Raw genomic sequence first — 16,037 nt, forward strand, 5'->3', positions numbered from 1 at the left:
GCCGCCAAGATCGAGTCTGTTTAGGTTAAGGGCGGCGGGCCCGGGGAGATCGCGTGCAGTATCTGGACATCGTCGCCGCCGCCGCCGGCGGCCTGCTGCTGGCCTGGGTCGCCGACCTGCTGACGGGCCGTCGCGGGCTGGGCGGGACCGCCCTGGTCTCGGGGGTCGGCCTGCTGTGCGGCTGGTTCCTGGCCGTGCGCGTCCTCGCCGTCAGCACCATGGACAGCTGGACCTGGATTCCCTGGTCGCTGGCCGGATCGGTGATCTGCCTGGTCGCCTTCTTCCTGTTCCGGAGCAAGCGCTGATGCCCGCGCGTCTGCGTCGCTTCATCGCGGCCCTGGGCGTGCTGGCCTTCCTGGCCTTCTGGGTGTGGGGGCTGATCGCCCTGCGCGGGCTGCTGCCCGCCTCGGCCTGGATCGACTTCCTGTTCTTCGCGATCGGCGGCACGGCCTGGGGCCTGCCGCTCATTCCCCTGCTCAAATGGGCCGAGCGCGGCCGCTGAAACGACGATGGGGTCGCCCGCAAGGACGACCCCACCAAAGTCATTCTGTTTTTCAAGAATGGTCGGAGCGACAGGATTCGAACCTGCGACCCCTTGACCCCCAGTCAAGTGCGCTACCAGGCTGCGCCACGCTCCGAAGGCGCTCCCTATAGACGGGCGGCTCGCCGGCCGCAAACCCAAAAACCGGGTTTTCCACCTACTGTGAGAGAACGGCGTCCAGCCGGGCCCTGGCCTGCTCCAGATCGGCCAGGACGGCGCGCAGCCGGGCGCTGTCGGCGGGCGTTTCCACGCCTTGCGTCGGCGCGGCAGGCGGGGGCGGCGGCGCATCGCCGTCGTCGATCAGCACGGAGGCCTCGGCGCCCAGCAGCTTCTTCAGCCCCTGGTCCTTGTGCAGGCGCTGCACGCCGCGAATCGTCAGGCCCTCGTCGTGCAGCAGGCGTTTGACGGCCTTGAGCACCGCGATGTCGGCCGGGCGATAGAAACGCCGCCCGCCCGCCCGCTTGACCGGCGCGACGAAGGCGAACTTGGTCTCCCAGAACCGCAGCACGTGCTGGGGCGCGCCGACTTCCTCGGCCGCCTCGGAAATGGTGCGAAAGGCGTTGGCGCTCTTGGGCGAGGCCACGGCGATCAGTCTTCCAGGACCGCGTCGTGCACACGCCCCTTCATGATCTGCGAGGCGCGGAAGCTGATGACCCGGCGCGGGCTGATCGCGGCGGGTTCGCCGGTCTTGGGATTGCGACCCATGCGGGCGCGCTTCTCGCGCACCTGGAAGACGCCGAAGCCCGACAGCTTGACCGTCTCGCCGCGCTCCAGCGCGTCGACGATCAGATCCAGGGTGCGCTCGACCAGCTGCGAACACTCCTGGCGCGACAGTCCGACTTCCGCATGAACCGCTTCGCACAGGTCCGCGCGCGTGAGGGTCTGCTGTCCAGCCATGACGACCGCCTCCCTGATTGCCTACCCGACTACCTTGCGCCGCATAGAGACGCGAAACCCGCCGGAAATCAATGGGCCCCGCGCGCTTGCTACAGTCGGACCGCGCAGGCGCCCCAGGTCAGGCCCCCGCCCATCGCCTCCAGCAGGACCATGTCGCCCTTCTTGATGCGGCCGTCCTGGATCGCGGCGTCCAGCGCCAACGGGATCGAGGCGGCCGAGGTGTTGGCGTGCATCGCCACGGTCGAGATCACCTTATCCTCGTCCAGGCCCAGCCGGTCGCCGACGCCCTTGATGATGCGCTGATTGGCCTGGTGGGGCACGAACCAGTCGACGTCGGACACCTGGATGCCGGCGGCCTCGCAGGCGGCGGTGATGCCTTCGGCGATGTTGACCACGGCGTGGCGGAAGACCTGGTTGCCGGCCATGCGCAGGTGGCCGACCGTGCCGGTCGAGGCCGGGCCGCCGTCGACGTAGAGCAGGTCGGTCTTGGTTCCGTCGGCGCGCAGGGCGAAGCCCAGCATCCCCTGGTCGGCCGCCGTCCCCTGCCCTTCGCGCGGCTCCAGCACCACGGCCCCGGCGCCGTCGCCGAACAGGACGCAGGTGGTCCGGTCGGTCCAGTCCATCAGCCGAGTCATCTCCTCGGCGCCGATGACCAGGGCGCATTTCGACAGGCCGCGCGCGACGAAGCCGTCGGCGACGCTCAGCGCATAGACGAAGCCCGAACACACCGCCTGGACGTCGAAGGCGATCCCAACCGGCGCGCCCAGCTTGCGCTGGACGATGGAGGCGACGGCCGGAAAGGTCATGTCGGGCGTGGTGGTGGCGACGATGATCAGATCGACGTCGGCCGCCGTTTTGCCGGCGTCGATCAGGGCCTTCCTGGCCGCCTCGACCGCCAGGTCGCTGGTCGGCTGGTCGTCGCGCGCCTTGTGGCGCTGCTTGATGCCGGTGCGTTCCTGGATCCATTCGTCGGAGGTGTCGACGATCTCGGCCAGGTCGGCGTTGGTGACGATCTGCTCCGGCAGGAAGGAGCCGACGCCGGTGACGGCGCTGCGGGTGACGCTCACTGGGGGGTGTCTCCAGAGATTTCGCCGGCGGGGGCGGCGTGGTCGAACACGGCTTCCAGCCGGCCCAGGTTGGCGCCGACCTTGGTCATGTAGTCACTGCGCGCCAGGTCGACGGCGATGCGGATCGCATTGCCGAACCCCTTGGCGTCGGCGCCGCCGTGGCTCTTCACCACGATGCCCTTCAGCCCCAGCAAGGGGCCGCCGTTGATGGCGCTGGGGTCGATCTTTTCGCGCATCCGGCGCAGGGCGGGCATGGCGATGGCCGCGCCCAGCTTGGCCTGAAGGTTCGAGGTCAGCGCCTCGCGCAACAGGGCCGAGACGTAGCGCGCGGTGCCCTCGGCCGTCTTCAGGGCGATGTTGCCGGTGAAGCCGTCGGTGACGACCACGTCCACCGTGCCCTTGCCGATGTCGTCGCCCTCGACGAAGCCCTGGTAGTTCAGCTCGAACGGCCCGTCGCGCAGGATGGCGTGGGCCTCCTTGACCTGCTCATTGCCCTTCATGTCCTCGGACCCGACGTTCAGCAGGCCGATGCTCGGGCGCGCCACGCCGTGGACCGCGGTCTGGAAGGCCTCGCCCATGATGGCGAACTCGACCAGCTGTTCGGCGTCGCTGCCGATGTTGGCGCCGACGTCCAGCACCGCCGTCACCCCCTTGAAGGTGGGCCAGCTGGCGACGATGGCCGGACGCTCCAGCCCCGGGGCCGCCATGCGCAGGATCAGCTTCGAGATCGCCATCAGGGCGCCGGTGTTGCCGGCCGAGACGACGCCGCCGGCCTCGCCGGTCTTCACCGCCTCGATGGCGTTCCACAGGCTGGAGCCCTTGCCGCGACGCATCGCCTGGGCCGGCTTCTCGTCCATCGCCACCACCTTGTCCGTGTGGCGGATCTCGCAGAGTTCGGTCAGGCCGCAGCGCGACAGCTCGGGCGCGATCGCGGCCTCGTCGCCGTGCAGCAGGAAGCGAACGCCCTGCCCGCCGTGGGTGCGGAGATAGCTGCGGACGCCGGGCACGACGACGGACGGCCCGTGATCGCCGCCCATGGCGTCAAGCGAGATCGTTACTGGGGCTGGCAATGGGACCTCGTATGGCCGCGTCGTCTTGTCGCGACGCCTCATGGGGGGCGCGGGACGATAGCGCCTCGGCCGGGGGATGCAACCAACCGGCCGCTAGGTCAACCTCGGCCTGGGTCGCCGCCCGGCTTCAGGGCCTTCAGCGCGGCGAAGGGCGAGATCTCGGCCGGCTCGTCGGGCTGGACAAACGCGGCGCCGGCCTTGCGCGGGAATGGGTCCAGCGACAGGGCCAGCTGTTCGACGGCGTATTGGCCCAGGTCGATCTTGCCGTCCTCGATCGGATCGACGTCGTCCTCGTCCAGCGTCACCTCGATCTCCTCGGCCTCCTGCGGCGCCGATTCGACCAGCTGGATGGAAAAGCGGCGATCCACGTCCAGGGGCAGCGGCTCCAGCGTCAGGCCGCAGGTCTGGACCGCATGGGCCGTCACCCGACCCTTCAGCGTCCAGGCGCTGGACGTCGGCGTGGGGGCCAGTTCTATCTCGGCGACGAAGCTCTCCAGCCCCTGCAGGTCCAGCGACCGAGCAATCCGCTTGCGCGCATCGGCGTCCGGTTCCAGCCGCCGGCTCAGGCCCGCGCCGATCTGGTTGATTCGCACCGTGTCGGTGAAAGGAAGGTCTTTCATGGCTCTCTAGACGTCGCCCCAGGCGGGCCGGGCCAGCACCGCGTTGAAATCCTGCGCGCCCAGCCCCGTGCGGGCCGCCAGGGCGTAGCGCGCCAGCGCGCCGGCGTGTTCCGCCGCGTCCGCGCCGTAGACGTTGCGCGCCAGGGCCTGGGCCAAGGCCTCCGCGTCGCCCTGGCGCAGCGGCCCTTCATAGGCGGTCATCCGGCCATACAGCGCCTCGCCCAGCTTGCGCATCTTCTTGCCGACCGAGATGTCGCCCACGCCTTCCTCGCGCAGGGCGTGGTCCAGCGCCGACACATAGACGTCGAACAGGGTCTGGGCGGTTTCCTGGCCGCGCACGGTGTCCTCGTCGCGCAGACGCATCACCAGCAGCAGGACGTGCAGGGTGTAGAGTTCGAATCGCGCGTCGATCCGGTCCTCAACCCCCAGTCGGGTGTAGAAGGCCGGATTGCGGGCCTGGGCCACGGCCAGGGCGTAGAGATCGTCGCCGATCCGGCCGCCGGGCCGCGTCTTGAAGAGGTGTTTCAGCATGATGTCCCGCACGGCCCCTTTTACGCCGCGACGTTGAACTAGGACGCGGGTCCGTCTAGGTCAAAGACCTTGTTCCCTCGCAGGCGCCCGATCATGTCCCGTTTCGCCCCGCTTCTCGTCGCCGTTTCGCTGGCCGGCCTCAGCGCCGCGTGCGCGCCGACCATCGGCAACAACGGCTTCCAGGCCATCGACGCCAAGCCCCAGGACGTGGTCGCCGGCACGGACACCAAGGAAACGGTGCTGGCCAAGCTGGGCTCGCCGTCCACCACCTCGACCTTCGAGCCGGACCAGGTCTGGTACTACATCAGCCAGACGACCGAGAAATACACCTACAATCGCCCCGTCATCTCCCAGCGCACCGTCACCGAAATCACCTTCGAGGACGGCGGCGACAAGGTCGCGGGCGTGCGCACCCTGGGCCTGGCCGACGGCGAGCAGATCGCCATGAATTCCAACGAGACGCCCACGCGCGGCCGCTCGCTGACCGTGCTGGAACAGCTGCTGGGCAACGTCGGCCGCGGCCAGCTGCCCCGCACCGAGGAAGACATCCCCGGCCAGCGCCGCCCGGACTAGGACCGCCAAGGCGCCGGAATTGGCCTCAGGCCGCAGGCCACCGCGTCGCGCGCACAGGCCCGAAAGAAAAAGCCCCGGAGATCGCTCTCCGGGGCTTTGGTCTTTTCCGGGACCAGGCAGGATCAGCCGACCGTGCCGCTGGCCAGCACCGCCAGCAGCAGCAGGGCCACGATGTTGGTGATCTTGATCATCGGGTTCACCGCCGGGCCCGACGTGTCCTTGTAGGGATCGCCCACGGTGTCGCCGGTGACGGCGGCCTTGTGCGCCTCGGATCCCTTGCCGTGGACCACGCCCGCCTTGTCGGTGAAGCCTTCCTCGATCACCTTCTTGGCGTTGTCCCAGGCGCCGCCGCCCGACGTCATCGAAATGGCCACGAACAGGCCGGTGACGATCACCCCCATCAGCATGGCCCCCAGCGCCGCGAAGGCGTTGGCCTTGTCCGAAATGGCCAGGACGGCCACGAACAGCACGATCGGCGACAGCACCGGCAGCAGCGACGGCACGATCATCTCGCGGATCGCCGCCCGGGTCAGGATGTCGACCGCCCGGCCGTACTCCGGCTTGACCTGATAGGTCATGATGCCGGGGTTCTCGCGGAACTGGCGGCGCACCTCGGCCACGACCGATTCGGCCGCGCGGCCCACCGCCATCATCGACATGCCGCCGAACAGGAAGGGCAGCAGCCCCCCGAACAGCAGGCCGACCACGACATAGGGGTTGGTCAGGTCGAAGGCGATCGGCCCCATGTCGGCGAAGAACGGATAATCCGCCGGATTGGCCGAAAAGTACTGCAGGTCCGACGTATAGGCCGCGAACAGCACCAGCGCCCCCAGGCCGGCCGAACCGATGGCGTAGCCCTTGGTCACTGCCTTGGTGGTGTTGCCCACCGCGTCCAGGGCGTCGGTCGAATGCCGCACTTCCGACGGCAGGCCCGCCATTTCGGCGATGCCGCCGGCGTTGTCGGTGACGGGGCCGAAGGCGTCCAGCGCCACGATCATCCCCGCCACGCCCAGCATGGTCGTGGTGGCGATGGCGATGCCGAACAGGCCCGCCAGCTGGAAGCTGGCGACGATGCCGACGATGATCGTCAGCGCCGGCAGCGCCGTGGCCTCCAGCGAGACGGCCAGGCCTTGGATCACGTTTGTGCCGTGGCCGGACACCGAGGCGTTGGCGACCGAGCGCACGGGGCGCGAATGGCTGCCGGTGTAGTATTCGGTGATGACCACGATGGCGGCGGTCACCGCCAGGCCGACCATGCCGGACCAGAACAGGGCCATCGGCTGGATCTCCAGGCCCCCGACCGTGACGATCGGGCCGGTCACCATCTGGTCGATAACCCACCAGACCGCGCCGATGGACAGCACGCCGGTGACGATCAGCCCCTGGTACAGCGCGCCCATGATGTTGTTCGACTTGCCCAGCCGCACGAAGAAGCTGCCGATGATCGAGGTGACGACGCAGGCGCCGCAGATCGCCAGCGGCAGGGCCATCATCGCCCCGACATAGGGTTGGTCGCGGAAGAAGATGGCCGCCAGCACCATGGTCGCCACCGTCGTCACCGCATAGGTCTCGAACAGGTCGGCGGCCATGCCGGCGCAGTCGCCGACGTTGTCGCCCACATTGTCGGCGATGGTCGCGGCGTTTCTGGGATCGTCCTCGGGGATGCCGGCCTCGACCTTGCCCACCATGTCGCCGCCGACGTCGGCGCCCTTGGTGAAGATGCCGCCGCCCAGACGCGCGAAGATGGAGATCAGCGAGGCGCCGAAGCCCAGCGCCACCAGGCCGTCGATCACCTCGCGGCTGGTCGGGGCCAGCCCAAGGTGATGGGTCAGCACGATGTAATAGCCCGACACCCCGATCAGGGCCCCGCCCGCCACGAACATGCCGGTGATGGCGCCCGAGCGGAACGCCAGGTTCAGCCCCTTGGCCAGGCTCTCCGACGCCGCCTGGGCGGTGCGGACGTTGGCCCGCACCGAGATGAGCATCCCCGCATAGCCCGCGGCGCCGCTGAGCACCGCGCCGATCAGGAAGCCGACCGCCGCATAGGGGCCGATCAGGAAGAAGGCGGCGATCAGGATCACGATCCCGACCAGGCCGATGGTCATGTATTGCCGCTTCAGATAGGCCGACGCCCCTTCCTGAATGGCGGCCGCGATCTCTCGCATCTTGTCGTTGCCGGCGCTGGCCTTCATCAGCACGCCGGTCTGGACGGCGCCGAACAGCACCCCCAGCACGCCGGCCGCGAAGGCGAGCGAAAGATAAATGGTCATTGGCGTTTCCATGCCCTTGCAAAGTGAAGCGCACGGACCCTTGGCGCGGCGGGCGTTATCGCCTCTATCCGCCTTCCGGTCCCCCCGAGCGCGGCGGACGCACCAGCGCGTCCCTTTGGGAATTGCAGGGGCGAGCCTGTCACGGGGCAAACGATGGCGCAACGGGGGTATTCAAGCTTGGCCTTGCACCGAATGGCGCGGCCGCCCTCCCTCGCCGCGCCCAATCTGAGAACCGTTATCAATTAAGGGTTTGGGGCGTTTTGTCCACGTCGGGGACATGGACAAGCCCGTCCGAGCGGCGCAAATACCGGGGCACGTCGCCATAAGCGAAAGAACGCGTCTCTTGTTCGACTATAAGGCCGCCTTTCAGAACTCCGTGGAGCAGGTCCGCAGCGAGGGCCGCTACCGGGTCTTCGCCGACCTGAAGCGCGTGCGCGGCCAGTTCCCGCGCGCCACGCGCCGCAGCGCGGACGGGTCCGAGCAGGACGTGGTGATCTGGTGCTCCAACGACTACCTGGGCATGGGCCAGCATCCGGCGGTGCTGGACGCCATGCATGGGGCGCTGGACGAGATGGGCGCCGGCGCCGGCGGCACGCGCAACATCTCCGGCACCACCCGCCCCGCCGTCGACCTGGAGGCCGAGCTGGCCGCCTGGCACCACAAGGAAGCGGCGCTGCTGTTCACCTCGGGCTATGTCGGCAACGAGGCGACCCTGTCGACCCTGCAGAAGATCCTGCCGGGCCTGATCACCTTCTCGGATTCGCTGAACCACGCCTCGATGATCGCCGGCATCCGCCACGGCGGCGGCGAGCGGCACGTGTTCAAGCACAACGACCTGGCCCATCTCGAGGCCCTGCTGGCCGATGCGCCAGCCGACGCGCCCAAGCTGATCGCCTTCGAGAGCGTCTATTCGATGGACGGCGACATCGCCGACCTGAAGGGCACGATCGCCCTGGCCAAAAAGTACGGCGCCCTGACCTATCTGGACGAGGTGCACGCCGTGGGCCTGTACGGCGACACCGGCGCGGGCGTGGCCGAGCGCGACGGCGTGCTGGACCAGATCGACATCATCGAATGCACCCTGGGCAAGGCCATCGGCGTGATGGGCGGCTATATCGCCGCCGACGCCGTGATCGTGGACGCGGTGCGCAGCTGGGCCTCGGGCTTCATCTTCACCACCTCCCTGCCCCCGGCCCTGACCGCCGGCGCCCTGGCCTCGGTGCGTCACCTGAAGGCCCACCCCGAACTGCGCGACCAGCACCAGGAGCGCGCGGCGACGCTGAAGGCCCGGTTCGAGGCCGCCGGCTTGCCGGTCATGGCGTCGGAGAGCCACATCGTGCCGGTGCTGGTGGGCGATCCGGTCCACTGCAAGATGATCTCGGACATGCTGCTGGAAGACTTCGGCGTCTATGTCCAGCCGATCAACTATCCGACCGTGCCCAAGGGGACCGAGCGGCTGCGCTTCACCCCCTCGCCGAACCACACCGATGCGATGATGGATCACCTGGTCCAGGCGATGGACAAGCTCTTCTCCCACTGCAACGTGGCGCGCCGGCCCGTCGCCGCATGACGTCCGGCGACGACCTCGGAGAGGTCATCGTCGAGTTCGTCCGCAACGGCCCCTACGTCAAATGCTCGGCCATCCATGTCGCCTCCGGCCGCGAGGTCAGCGCCATGGGCCCGGCGAACGAACCAAAGGCCGTCGAACGCGTGGCGATCGCCAAGCTGAGGCGCGTGCTGGGCCACGGTTGAGCGCGTTCACCACAACATGTTGTGGTTCTTCCCGCCGCGGCCTAGATAGGCCAGCTTTCGATTTGCGGGGATTTCAGCGTGACCGCCTTCACCCACGACGCCTATTTCACCAAGACGCTCGCCGACGCCGATCCGGACGTCTTCAAGGGCATCCAGGGCGAACTGGGCCGTCAGCGCGAACAGATCGAGCTGATCGCGTCGGAGAACATCGTCTCCCAGGCGGTGCTGGACGCGCAAGGCTCGGTCCTGACCAACAAATACGCCGAAGGCTATCCCGGCCGTCGCTACTACGGCGGCTGCGAATACGTCGACATCACCGAGGACCTGGCCCGCGAGCGCGCCAAGACGCTGTTCGGCGCCGCCTTCGCCAACGTCCAGCCCCACTCGGGCGCCCAGGCCAACCAGGCGGTCTTCTTCACCTTGCTGCAGCCGGGCGACACCTTCCTGGGCATGGATCTGGCCTGCGGCGGCCACCTGACCCACGGTTCGCCCGCCAACCAGTCCGGCAAGTGGTTCCGCCCCGTCACCTACAAGGTGAAGGAAGACGACCATCTCATTGATTACGATCACGTCGCCGAGATGGCCGAGCGGGAAAAGCCCAAGCTGATCCTGGCCGGCGCCAGCGCCTACAGCCGCCACATCGACTTCAAGCGCTTCCGCGAGATCGCCGACAGCGTCGGCGCCTATCTGATGGTCGACATGGCCCACTACGCCGGCCTGGTCGCCGGCGGCGTCTATCCCGACCCGATCCCGCACGCCCACGTCGTCACCACCACCACGCACAAGACCCTGCGCGGCCCGCGCGGCGGCATGATCCTGTCCAACGACGCCGACCTGGGCAAGAAGATCAACTCGGCCGTCTTCCCCGGCCTGCAGGGCGGCCCGCTGGAGCACGTCATCGCCGCAAAGGCCGTGGCCTTCGGCGAGGCGCTGAAGCCCGAGTTCAAGCTCTACGCCCAGCAGGTGGTCAAGAACGCCCAGGCCCTGGCCGCCGTCCTGGTCGAGCGCGGCCTGGCCATCGTCTCGGGCGGCACCGACAGCCACCTGATGCTGGTCGACCTGCGGCCCAAGGGCGTGACCGGCAAGGCCACCGAGCACGAGCTCGAAAAGGCGCTGATGACCTGCAACAAGAACGGCGTGCCGTTCGACACCGCCCCCTTCACCGTCACCTCGGGCGTCCGGCTGGGCACGCCGGCCGGCACCACGCGCGGCTTCGGCGAGGCCGAGTTCCAGCAGATCGGCCACTGGATCGCCGACGTCGTCTCGTCGATGAACGGCGGGGACGAGGCCGATCCCGCCCTGGTCGCCGGCGTGGCGGCCCAGGTGCGCGAACTGACGCACCGCTTCCCCATCTACGGATGACCGTCCGATGAAGTGCCCCTTCTGCGGTCATCAGGACACCCAAGTGAAGGACAGCCGGCCGTCGGACGACGGTTCGGCCATCCGACGCCGCCGGTCCTGCCCCAACTGCAACGGGCGCTTCACCACCTTCGAGCGGGTGCAGCTGCGCGAACTGGTCATCCTGAAGCGCAACGGCCGCCGCACCCCGTTTGACCGCGACAAGCTGGAGCGCTCCCTGGGCGTGGCTCTGCGCAAGCGCCCGGTCCAGGCCGACCAGATCGAGCAAATGGTCAACCGCATCGTCCGCCAGCTGGAAAGCCTGGGCGAGACCGAAATCCCGTCCAGCGTGGTCGGCGACTTCATCATGAAGGCGCTGAAGGGCGTCGATGAGGTCGCCTACGTCCGCTACGCCTCGGTGTACAAGGACTTCCGCCACACCGGCGACTTCGCCAAATTCCTGGGCGACGAAGGCTTCGACGAGCCGCCCGGCAAGGCCTGATGCGCGTCACCCTCAAGCTGGCCACCTCCCTGGACGGGCGCATCGCCACCGCGTCCGGCGAAAGCCGCTGGATCACCGGCGAGGCCGCGCGGCTGGAGGGCCACCGCCTGCGCGCCGCCCATGACGCCATCCTGGTCGGGGTGGAGACGGTGCTGCACGATGACCCCGAACTGACCGCCCGCCTGCCGGGCCGCGCGGTGGATCAACCGTTGCGCGTCGTCCTGGACAGCCGGCTTCGCACGCCCGCGACGGCGAAGCTGGCGGGCGAGAACACCCTGATCCTGACCGCCGCCCCGCCCGCGCCCGTCGGCGCCGCCCGGGTCCGCCAGGTCGAGACCGAGGACGGCCGGCCGTCGATCCCGGCCGTCCTGCGGGCGCTCGACTCCGCTGGCGTCGCCTCCCTCCTGATCGAGGGGGGCGGCCAGGTCGCGGCCTCGTTCCTGCGGGCCGGGGCGGTGGATCGGCTGGAATGGTTCCGCGCCCCGATCCTGCTGGGGGCCGAGGGGCGGCCCTGCGTGGCCGCCCTGGCGCTTGCAAAGCTGGCCGACGCCCCCAAGTTCCGTCGCCTGGGCGCCGCGCCCGCCGGAGACGATCTGTGGGAACGTTACGACCGACTCTGACGCCGCACGGGCCGTCGACCGGTCGATTTCATACCTTTCACACTATTCACACCCTGTTTTTCGCGGCCGAAGGGGGCCGAGCGTAATGTTCACCGGCATCGTCACCGACATCGGCCGCGTCCGCGACGTCACCCAGACCGAGCGCGACCGCCGCTACGAGATCGAGACCGCCTGGGACACGGCCGGCATCGACCTGGGCGCCTCGATCAGCCATGCGGGCTGCTGCCTGACGGTGGTGGAAAAAGGCCCCGGCTGGTTCGCTGTGGAGGTGTCGAACGAGACCCTGTCCAAGACCACGCTCGGCGCCTGGAAGGCCGGCGACGGCGTCAATCTGGAACGGGCCGCGAAGCTAGGCGACGAAATGGGCGGCCACGTCGTCTCGGGCCATGTGGACGGGCTGGGCCGGATCGTCTCGATCACGCCTGAGGGCGGCTCGCACCGTATAGAGGTCGAGGCCCCCGCCCCGCTGCATCGCTATATCGCCGCCAAGGGCTCCATCACCGTCGACGGCGTGTCCCTGACGGTGAACGCGGTCCAGGACCGCGTCTTCTCCCTGAACATCATCCCGCATACGTGGGAGGCGACGACGCTGGGACGCCTGAATCCGGGCGATCCGGTCAATCTGGAGATCGACATGCTGGCGCGATACCTCGCGCGGTGGCAGGAGACGGCATGATGCAGCTTGCAGCCAGTAATATGAACGACAGCCCGATCAGCCCCATCGAGGACATCCTGGAGGACGCCCGCAACGGCCGGCCCTACATCCTGGTGGACGCCGAGGACCGCGAGAACGAGGGCGACATCATCATCCCGGCCCAGTTCGCCACGCCGGACCAGATCAACTTCATGATCCGCCAGGCGCGAGGCCTGGTCTGTCTGGCCCTGACGGCCGAGCGCGCCCAGCAGCTGCGCCTGCCGCCGATGGCCGCCGACAATCGCGAGAGCATGAAGACCGCCTTCACCGTCTCGATCGAGGCCAAGGAGGGGGTCACGACCGGGATCTCGGCGGCGGACCGCTCGCGCACCATCCATGTCGCCACCGACGCCTCCAAGGGCATGGACGACATCGTCTCGCCCGGCCACATCTTCCCCCTGGTGGCGCGCGACGGCGGCGTCCTGGTCCGCGCGGGCCATACCGAGGCGGCCGTGGACATCAGCCGCATGGCCGGCCTGACCCCCGCCGGGGTGATCTGCGAGATCATCAAGGACGACGGCACGATGGCGCGGATGCCCGACCTGGTCGCCTTCGCCCAGCTGCACGGGCTGAAGATCGGCACCATCGCCGACCTGATCGCCTATCGCCGCCGCACCGAGCGGTTCGTCGAACGCATCATGGACACCCCGTTCGAGAGCGTCCACGGCGGCCCGTTTCGCATGATGCTCTACAAGAACACCATCGAGGGGGCCGAGCATGTGGCCCTTGTCCACGGCCGGATCGAACCGGGCAAGCCGACCCTGGTGCGGATGCACCAGGTCGATTTCGCCTGCGACATGCTGGGCCACGTCGAGCGGCGCCAGGACTATGTGCCCAAGGCCCTGCGCCAGATCACCGATCACGACGGCGCCGGCGTCGTCGTCTTCCTGCGCGATCCGTCGCTGACCTCGCTGGCCGAGCGGCTGGCGGGCGCGGACAAGCCGGCGGCGGTCGATCGGTCGCTGCGGGCCTACGGGGTCGGCGCGCAGATCCTGCTGGACCTGGGCGTTCGCGACATGATCGTGATGAGTTCGACGCGGCCCGAGCCGACGGCGCTTGAGGGCTACGGCCTGCGCATCGTCGGCTGGCGCGACATGGACGGAGAGGACCAGAAGTGAGAGACGCCCCGCGCATCCTGATCGTCGAGGCGCGCTTCTACGACGACCTGGCCGACGCCCTGCTGGAGGGCGCCAAGGAAACGCTGAAGGCGCACGGCGCCGACTTCGACGTCGTCACCGTGCCCGGCGCCCTGGAGATCCCGACCGCCATCGCCATGGCCGACGAGGCCGGCCGCTATCCGACCGCCCCGCGTTACGACGGCTTTGTCGCCCTGGGCTGCGTGATCCGCGGCGAGACCTATCATTTCGAGATCGTCTCGGACCAGTCGGCCGCCGGGATCATGCAACTGGGCGTCAAGGGCCTGGCCATCGGCAACGGCATCCTGACGACCGAGGACGAGGATCAGGCCTGGGCTCGCGCGCGGCTGTCCGAAGGCGACAAGGGCGGCGGCGCGGCGAAAGCCTGCCTCGACCTCATTGCATTGCGCCGTCGGTTGCGCTTAGGCCTCGGCGCATGACCGAACCGAACAGCCTGAAGTCCGTCCTCGAACAATTGGCCGAGGCCGAAAGACAGCGCGCCGAGCCGCAGTTGACCTCCAAGCAGCGCCGCGCCCGCACCGTGGCGCGCCTGGCCGCCGTCCAGGCCCTGTACCAGATGGAGCTGGCCGGCGAGGGCGTGGAGACGGTGATCGCCGAGTTCGCCAACCATCGCTTCGACGCCGACATCGAGGGCGAGGCCCTGGCCGAGGCCGACGAGGCCTATTTCGCCGAGATCGTTCGCGGCGTGGTCGAGAACCAGCGCGAACTCGACGCCGCCATCAAGGCGCGCCTGGCCTCGAACTGGCGGCTGGAGCGGCTGGACGCCACCCTGCGCGCCCTGCTCCGCTCGGGCGCCTGGGAGCTGCTGAAACAGCCCGACACCCCGCGCGAGGTGGTGATCGACGAATATGTCGAACTGGCCAAGGCCTTCTTCGACGACGCCGAGGCCCGGTTCGTCAACGCCGCCCTGGACGGCGTCGCCCGCGACGCCCGCGCCTGATGCCGGCCCTCGACGTCGCGGGCGAGTTCGAGACCATCGACACGCTCCTGGCGCCGCTGGCTCATCCCGAATGGGCGCGGGGCCTGCGCGACGACGTCGCGGCCCTGCCCTCGCGCCCCGGCTTCGACCTGGTCCTGACCAAGGACGCCATCGTCGAGGGGGTGCATTTCCTGCCCGACGACCCGCTGGACGCCGTGGCCCGCAAGCTGTTGCGGGTGAACCTGTCGGACTTGGCCGCCAAGGGCGCGGAGCCCTTCGGCTATCTCCTGGCCTGCCAGTGGTCGGAGCGCTGCGGCTGGCCCGAGCGCCAGGCCTTCGCCGCCGGCCTGGCCGAGGACCAGGCGACGTTCGGCGTGCATCTGCTGGGCGGCGACACCGTCTCCACCCCCGGCCCGGCCGCCTTCTCCCTGACCGCCCTTGGATGGACGCCGGCGGGCCGAACCGTGCCCCGCTCGGGCGCGCGCCCCGGCGACCTGGTGTTCGTCACCGGTCATATCGGCGACGGGCGGCTGGGGCTGCGCGCCGCGCGCGGAGAGCTGTCGCTGGACCCCGAGCGGCTGGACGCCCTGATCGCCCATTACCGCACCCCGGTCCCGCGCCTGGACTTCGCCGAGATGGTCCGCGACCACGCCACAGCGGCGATCGACGTCTCGGACGGCCTGGCCGCCGACCTGGCCCATATCGCCCGCGCCAGCGGCGTCGAGGTGCGGCTGAACCTGAACGTCCTGCCCCTGTCCGCCGCGGCCCAGGCCTGGTTCGCCGATCGGGTCGACCCGCAACTGTCCCTGGAAGAGTTGGCTGCGGGCGGCGACGACTACGAGATCGCCTTCACCGCCGACCCGCGCGACGAGGACCTGCTGCGCCGCGAGGCCGAGCGCCGGCTGGTCCGCCTGACCCTCATCGGCCAGGTCGCCGCCGGAGAGGGCCTGACCGTGACCTACGACGGCCGCCCCATCACCCTTGCGCGCGCGGGCTGGACCCACGGCTGAGCGGAAAGGGAATCCTAACCCGGACGTGGCATGGAAAGGCCCATGAACCGTCGCGCCCTCTTCGCCGCAGCCGGCCTGGCCCTGGCCGCCGCCCCGGCCCGCGCCTCCTCGCCCAAGGCCGGATCGGCCGAGGCCCCCGCGCTCGGCGTCGCCGGCGTCGGCCTGCCGGTGATCGAGGGCGGGCGGCTGCGCAACTACGTCTTCGTCTCGCTGCGCCTGCACCTGGGCGCGGGCAAGACCGTGGAGCAGATGCGGCCCAAGGAGGCCTTCTTCCGCGACGCCCTGGTCAAGGCCGCGCACCGCACCCCCTTCACCGTGCCGGGCGACTGGACGCGGCTGGACGAGCGCGCCCTGTCCAACGCCCTGGTCGCGGCCGCCGCCGGCATATCGGGCCGGGGCTCGGTGACGCGGGTGGAGGTGGTCGCCCAGAACCCGCGCCGCCGGTCGGGAATGCCGACCGCCCGCTGAACCGGCGC

General features: G+C 69.4%; 21 protein-coding genes and 1 tRNA gene. 14 read left to right on the forward strand and 8 right to left on the reverse strand.

Going from position 1 to position 16,037, the window contains the following annotated elements; genetic code table 11:
* Positions 1 to 53 precede the first annotated feature (53 nt).
* Positions 54 to 305, forward strand: a complete 252-nt coding sequence (locus M8231_RS07365) for a transglycosylase (RefSeq protein ID WP_249750563.1) — start codon at positions 54 to 56, stop codon at positions 303 to 305.
* Entirely contained in the window at positions 305 to 502 is a 198-nt protein-coding gene (locus M8231_RS07370; protein WP_249750562.1) for a DUF2842 domain-containing protein, read from the forward strand. Before M8231_RS07365 ends, M8231_RS07370 begins: the two co-directional genes overlap by 1 nt.
* 59 nt (positions 503 to 561) lie before the next feature.
* Here M8231_RS07370 and M8231_RS07375 read toward each other — a convergent pair.
* The 7 genes from M8231_RS07375 to M8231_RS07405 all read right to left on the reverse strand — a co-directional run bounded on the left by M8231_RS07375 (position 562) and on the right by M8231_RS07405 (position 4,726).
* Positions 562 to 638: transfer RNA gene (locus M8231_RS07375), tRNA-Pro, on the reverse strand.
* 60 nt (positions 639 to 698) lie between these two features.
* Positions 699 to 1,124, reverse strand: coding sequence for a MerR family transcriptional regulator (locus M8231_RS07380; RefSeq protein WP_249750521.1), 426 nt, complete (start codon positions 1,122 to 1,124; stop codon positions 699 to 701).
* 5 nt (positions 1,125 to 1,129) lie between these two features.
* Positions 1,130 to 1,438: an integration host factor subunit alpha gene (locus M8231_RS07385; RefSeq protein ID WP_249750520.1), complete on the reverse strand. Its 309-nt coding sequence runs from the start codon at positions 1,436 to 1,438 to the stop codon at positions 1,130 to 1,132.
* A gap of 89 nt (positions 1,439 to 1,527) precedes the next feature.
* Positions 1,528 to 2,505, reverse strand: coding sequence for a beta-ketoacyl-ACP synthase III (locus M8231_RS07390; RefSeq protein WP_249750519.1), 978 nt, complete (start codon positions 2,503 to 2,505; stop codon positions 1,528 to 1,530).
* Positions 2,502 to 3,542 carry a phosphate acyltransferase PlsX gene (gene plsX / locus M8231_RS07395; protein WP_250202526.1) on the reverse strand — a complete coding sequence of 347 codons (1,041 nt, stop codon included), beginning with the start codon at positions 3,540 to 3,542 and terminating at the stop codon, positions 2,502 to 2,504. Before plsX ends, M8231_RS07390 begins: the two co-directional genes overlap by 4 nt.
* A gap of 131 nt (positions 3,543 to 3,673) precedes the next feature.
* On the reverse strand, positions 3,674 to 4,195 hold the full coding sequence (locus M8231_RS07400) for a YceD family protein (protein WP_250202527.1): 522 nt from the start codon (positions 4,193 to 4,195) through the stop codon (positions 3,674 to 3,676).
* 6 nt (positions 4,196 to 4,201) lie between these two features.
* Positions 4,202 to 4,726: a ubiquinol-cytochrome C chaperone family protein gene (locus tag M8231_RS07405; RefSeq protein ID WP_250202528.1), complete on the reverse strand. Its 525-nt coding sequence runs from the start codon at positions 4,724 to 4,726 to the stop codon at positions 4,202 to 4,204.
* Between the two features lie 93 nt (positions 4,727 to 4,819).
* On the opposite strand from M8231_RS07405, the gene M8231_RS07410 reads away from it, so the two are divergent.
* Positions 4,820 to 5,299 (forward strand): outer membrane protein assembly factor BamE, encoded by a 480-nt coding sequence (locus M8231_RS07410; RefSeq protein WP_249750514.1) that lies wholly within the window; start codon positions 4,820 to 4,822, stop codon positions 5,297 to 5,299.
* Positions 5,300 to 5,421: 122 nt separating this feature from the next.
* Here M8231_RS07410 and M8231_RS07415 read toward each other — a convergent pair whose 3' ends face one another.
* On the reverse strand, positions 5,422 to 7,569 hold the full coding sequence (locus M8231_RS07415) for a sodium-translocating pyrophosphatase (RefSeq protein WP_249750513.1): 2,148 nt from the start codon (positions 7,567 to 7,569) through the stop codon (positions 5,422 to 5,424).
* Positions 7,570 to 7,912: 343 nt separating this feature from the next.
* On the opposite strand from M8231_RS07415, the gene hemA reads away from it, so the two are divergent.
* The 11 genes from hemA (at position 7,913) to M8231_RS07470 (ending at position 16,029) form a co-directional block, all read left to right on the forward strand.
* Positions 7,913 to 9,139 carry a 5-aminolevulinate synthase gene (gene hemA, locus M8231_RS07420; protein ID WP_249750512.1) on the forward strand — a complete coding sequence of 409 codons (1,227 nt, stop codon included), beginning with the start codon at positions 7,913 to 7,915 and terminating at the stop codon, positions 9,137 to 9,139.
* The gene (locus M8231_RS07425; RefSeq protein ID WP_249750511.1) at positions 9,136 to 9,321 is read left to right on the forward strand and encodes a DUF6898 family protein; all 186 of its coding nucleotides are present in this window, start codon (positions 9,136 to 9,138) and stop codon (positions 9,319 to 9,321) included. The genes hemA and M8231_RS07425 overlap by 4 nt, the downstream gene beginning before the upstream one ends.
* A gap of 78 nt (positions 9,322 to 9,399) precedes the next feature.
* Positions 9,400 to 10,683, forward strand: a complete 1,284-nt coding sequence (gene glyA, locus M8231_RS07430; RefSeq protein WP_283843696.1) for a serine hydroxymethyltransferase — start codon at positions 9,400 to 9,402, stop codon at positions 10,681 to 10,683.
* A 7-nt stretch (positions 10,684 to 10,690) separates the two neighbouring features.
* Positions 10,691 to 11,161 (forward strand): transcriptional regulator NrdR, encoded by a 471-nt coding sequence (gene nrdR, locus M8231_RS07435; RefSeq protein ID WP_250202529.1) that lies wholly within the window; start codon positions 10,691 to 10,693, stop codon positions 11,159 to 11,161.
* Entirely contained in the window at positions 11,161 to 11,781 is a 621-nt protein-coding gene (locus M8231_RS07440) for a RibD family protein (protein ID WP_250202530.1), read from the forward strand. Before nrdR ends, M8231_RS07440 begins: the two co-directional genes overlap by 1 nt.
* 85 nt (positions 11,782 to 11,866) lie before the next feature.
* Positions 11,867 to 12,457: a riboflavin synthase gene (locus M8231_RS07445; protein ID WP_249750509.1), complete on the forward strand. Its 591-nt coding sequence runs from the start codon at positions 11,867 to 11,869 to the stop codon at positions 12,455 to 12,457.
* Positions 12,454 to 13,593, forward strand: coding sequence for a 3,4-dihydroxy-2-butanone-4-phosphate synthase (ribB, locus tag M8231_RS07450; RefSeq protein WP_250202531.1), 1,140 nt, complete (start codon positions 12,454 to 12,456; stop codon positions 13,591 to 13,593). The genes M8231_RS07445 and ribB overlap by 4 nt, the downstream gene beginning before the upstream one ends.
* Complete coding sequence (gene ribH, locus M8231_RS07455) at positions 13,590 to 14,051, forward strand: 6,7-dimethyl-8-ribityllumazine synthase (protein ID WP_249750508.1); 462 nt, start codon at positions 13,590 to 13,592, stop codon at positions 14,049 to 14,051. The genes ribB and ribH overlap by 4 nt, the downstream gene beginning before the upstream one ends.
* Positions 14,048 to 14,572: a transcription antitermination factor NusB gene (nusB, locus tag M8231_RS07460; RefSeq protein WP_249750507.1), complete on the forward strand. Its 525-nt coding sequence runs from the start codon at positions 14,048 to 14,050 to the stop codon at positions 14,570 to 14,572. Before ribH ends, nusB begins: the two co-directional genes overlap by 4 nt.
* On the forward strand, positions 14,572 to 15,561 hold the full coding sequence (gene thiL, locus M8231_RS07465; protein WP_250202532.1) for a thiamine-phosphate kinase: 990 nt from the start codon (positions 14,572 to 14,574) through the stop codon (positions 15,559 to 15,561). Before nusB ends, thiL begins: the two co-directional genes overlap by 1 nt.
* A 42-nt stretch (positions 15,562 to 15,603) precedes the next feature.
* The gene (locus M8231_RS07470) at positions 15,604 to 16,029 is read left to right on the forward strand and encodes a hypothetical protein (RefSeq protein ID WP_249750504.1); all 426 of its coding nucleotides are present in this window, start codon (positions 15,604 to 15,606) and stop codon (positions 16,027 to 16,029) included.
* Positions 16,030 to 16,037 lie beyond the last annotated feature (8 nt).

Source organism: Brevundimonas albigilva (assembly GCF_023573565.1).
In the GTDB taxonomy this organism is placed as follows: Bacteria; Pseudomonadota; Alphaproteobacteria; order Caulobacterales; family Caulobacteraceae; genus Brevundimonas; species Brevundimonas albigilva.

What these genes read in the sequence shown, in the direction of transcription:
- M8231_RS07370 (WP_249750562.1), top strand. Translation starts at nt 305, where the DNA reads ATGCCCGCGCGTCTGCGTCGCTTCATCGCGGCCCTGGGCGTGCTGGCC.
- M8231_RS07385 (WP_249750520.1), bottom strand. Translation starts at nt 1,438, where the DNA reads ATGGCTGGACAGCAGACCCTCACGCGCGCGGACCTGTGCGAAGCGGTT.
- plsX (WP_250202526.1), bottom strand. Translation starts at nt 3,542, where the DNA reads ATGGGCGGCGATCACGGGCCGTCCGTCGTCGTGCCCGGCGTCCGCAGC.
- M8231_RS07400 (WP_250202527.1), bottom strand. Translation starts at nt 4,195, where the DNA reads ATGAAAGACCTTCCTTTCACCGACACGGTGCGAATCAACCAGATCGGC.
- M8231_RS07405 (WP_250202528.1), bottom strand. Translation starts at nt 4,726, where the DNA reads ATGCTGAAACACCTCTTCAAGACGCGGCCCGGCGGCCGGATCGGCGAC.
- M8231_RS07410 (WP_249750514.1), top strand. Translation starts at nt 4,820, where the DNA reads ATGTCCCGTTTCGCCCCGCTTCTCGTCGCCGTTTCGCTGGCCGGCCTC.
- M8231_RS07415 (WP_249750513.1), bottom strand. Translation starts at nt 7,569, where the DNA reads ATGACCATTTATCTTTCGCTCGCCTTCGCGGCCGGCGTGCTGGGGGTG.
- M8231_RS07425 (WP_249750511.1), top strand. Translation starts at nt 9,136, where the DNA reads ATGACGTCCGGCGACGACCTCGGAGAGGTCATCGTCGAGTTCGTCCGC.
- nrdR (WP_250202529.1), top strand. Translation starts at nt 10,691, where the DNA reads ATGAAGTGCCCCTTCTGCGGTCATCAGGACACCCAAGTGAAGGACAGC.
- M8231_RS07440 (WP_250202530.1), top strand. Translation starts at nt 11,161, where the DNA reads ATGCGCGTCACCCTCAAGCTGGCCACCTCCCTGGACGGGCGCATCGCC.
- M8231_RS07445 (WP_249750509.1), top strand. Translation starts at nt 11,867, where the DNA reads ATGTTCACCGGCATCGTCACCGACATCGGCCGCGTCCGCGACGTCACC.
- ribB (WP_250202531.1), top strand. Translation starts at nt 12,454, where the DNA reads ATGATGCAGCTTGCAGCCAGTAATATGAACGACAGCCCGATCAGCCCC.
- nusB (WP_249750507.1), top strand. Translation starts at nt 14,048, where the DNA reads ATGACCGAACCGAACAGCCTGAAGTCCGTCCTCGAACAATTGGCCGAG.
- thiL (WP_250202532.1), top strand. Translation starts at nt 14,572, where the DNA reads ATGCCGGCCCTCGACGTCGCGGGCGAGTTCGAGACCATCGACACGCTC.
- M8231_RS07470 (WP_249750504.1), top strand. Translation starts at nt 15,604, where the DNA reads ATGAACCGTCGCGCCCTCTTCGCCGCAGCCGGCCTGGCCCTGGCCGCC.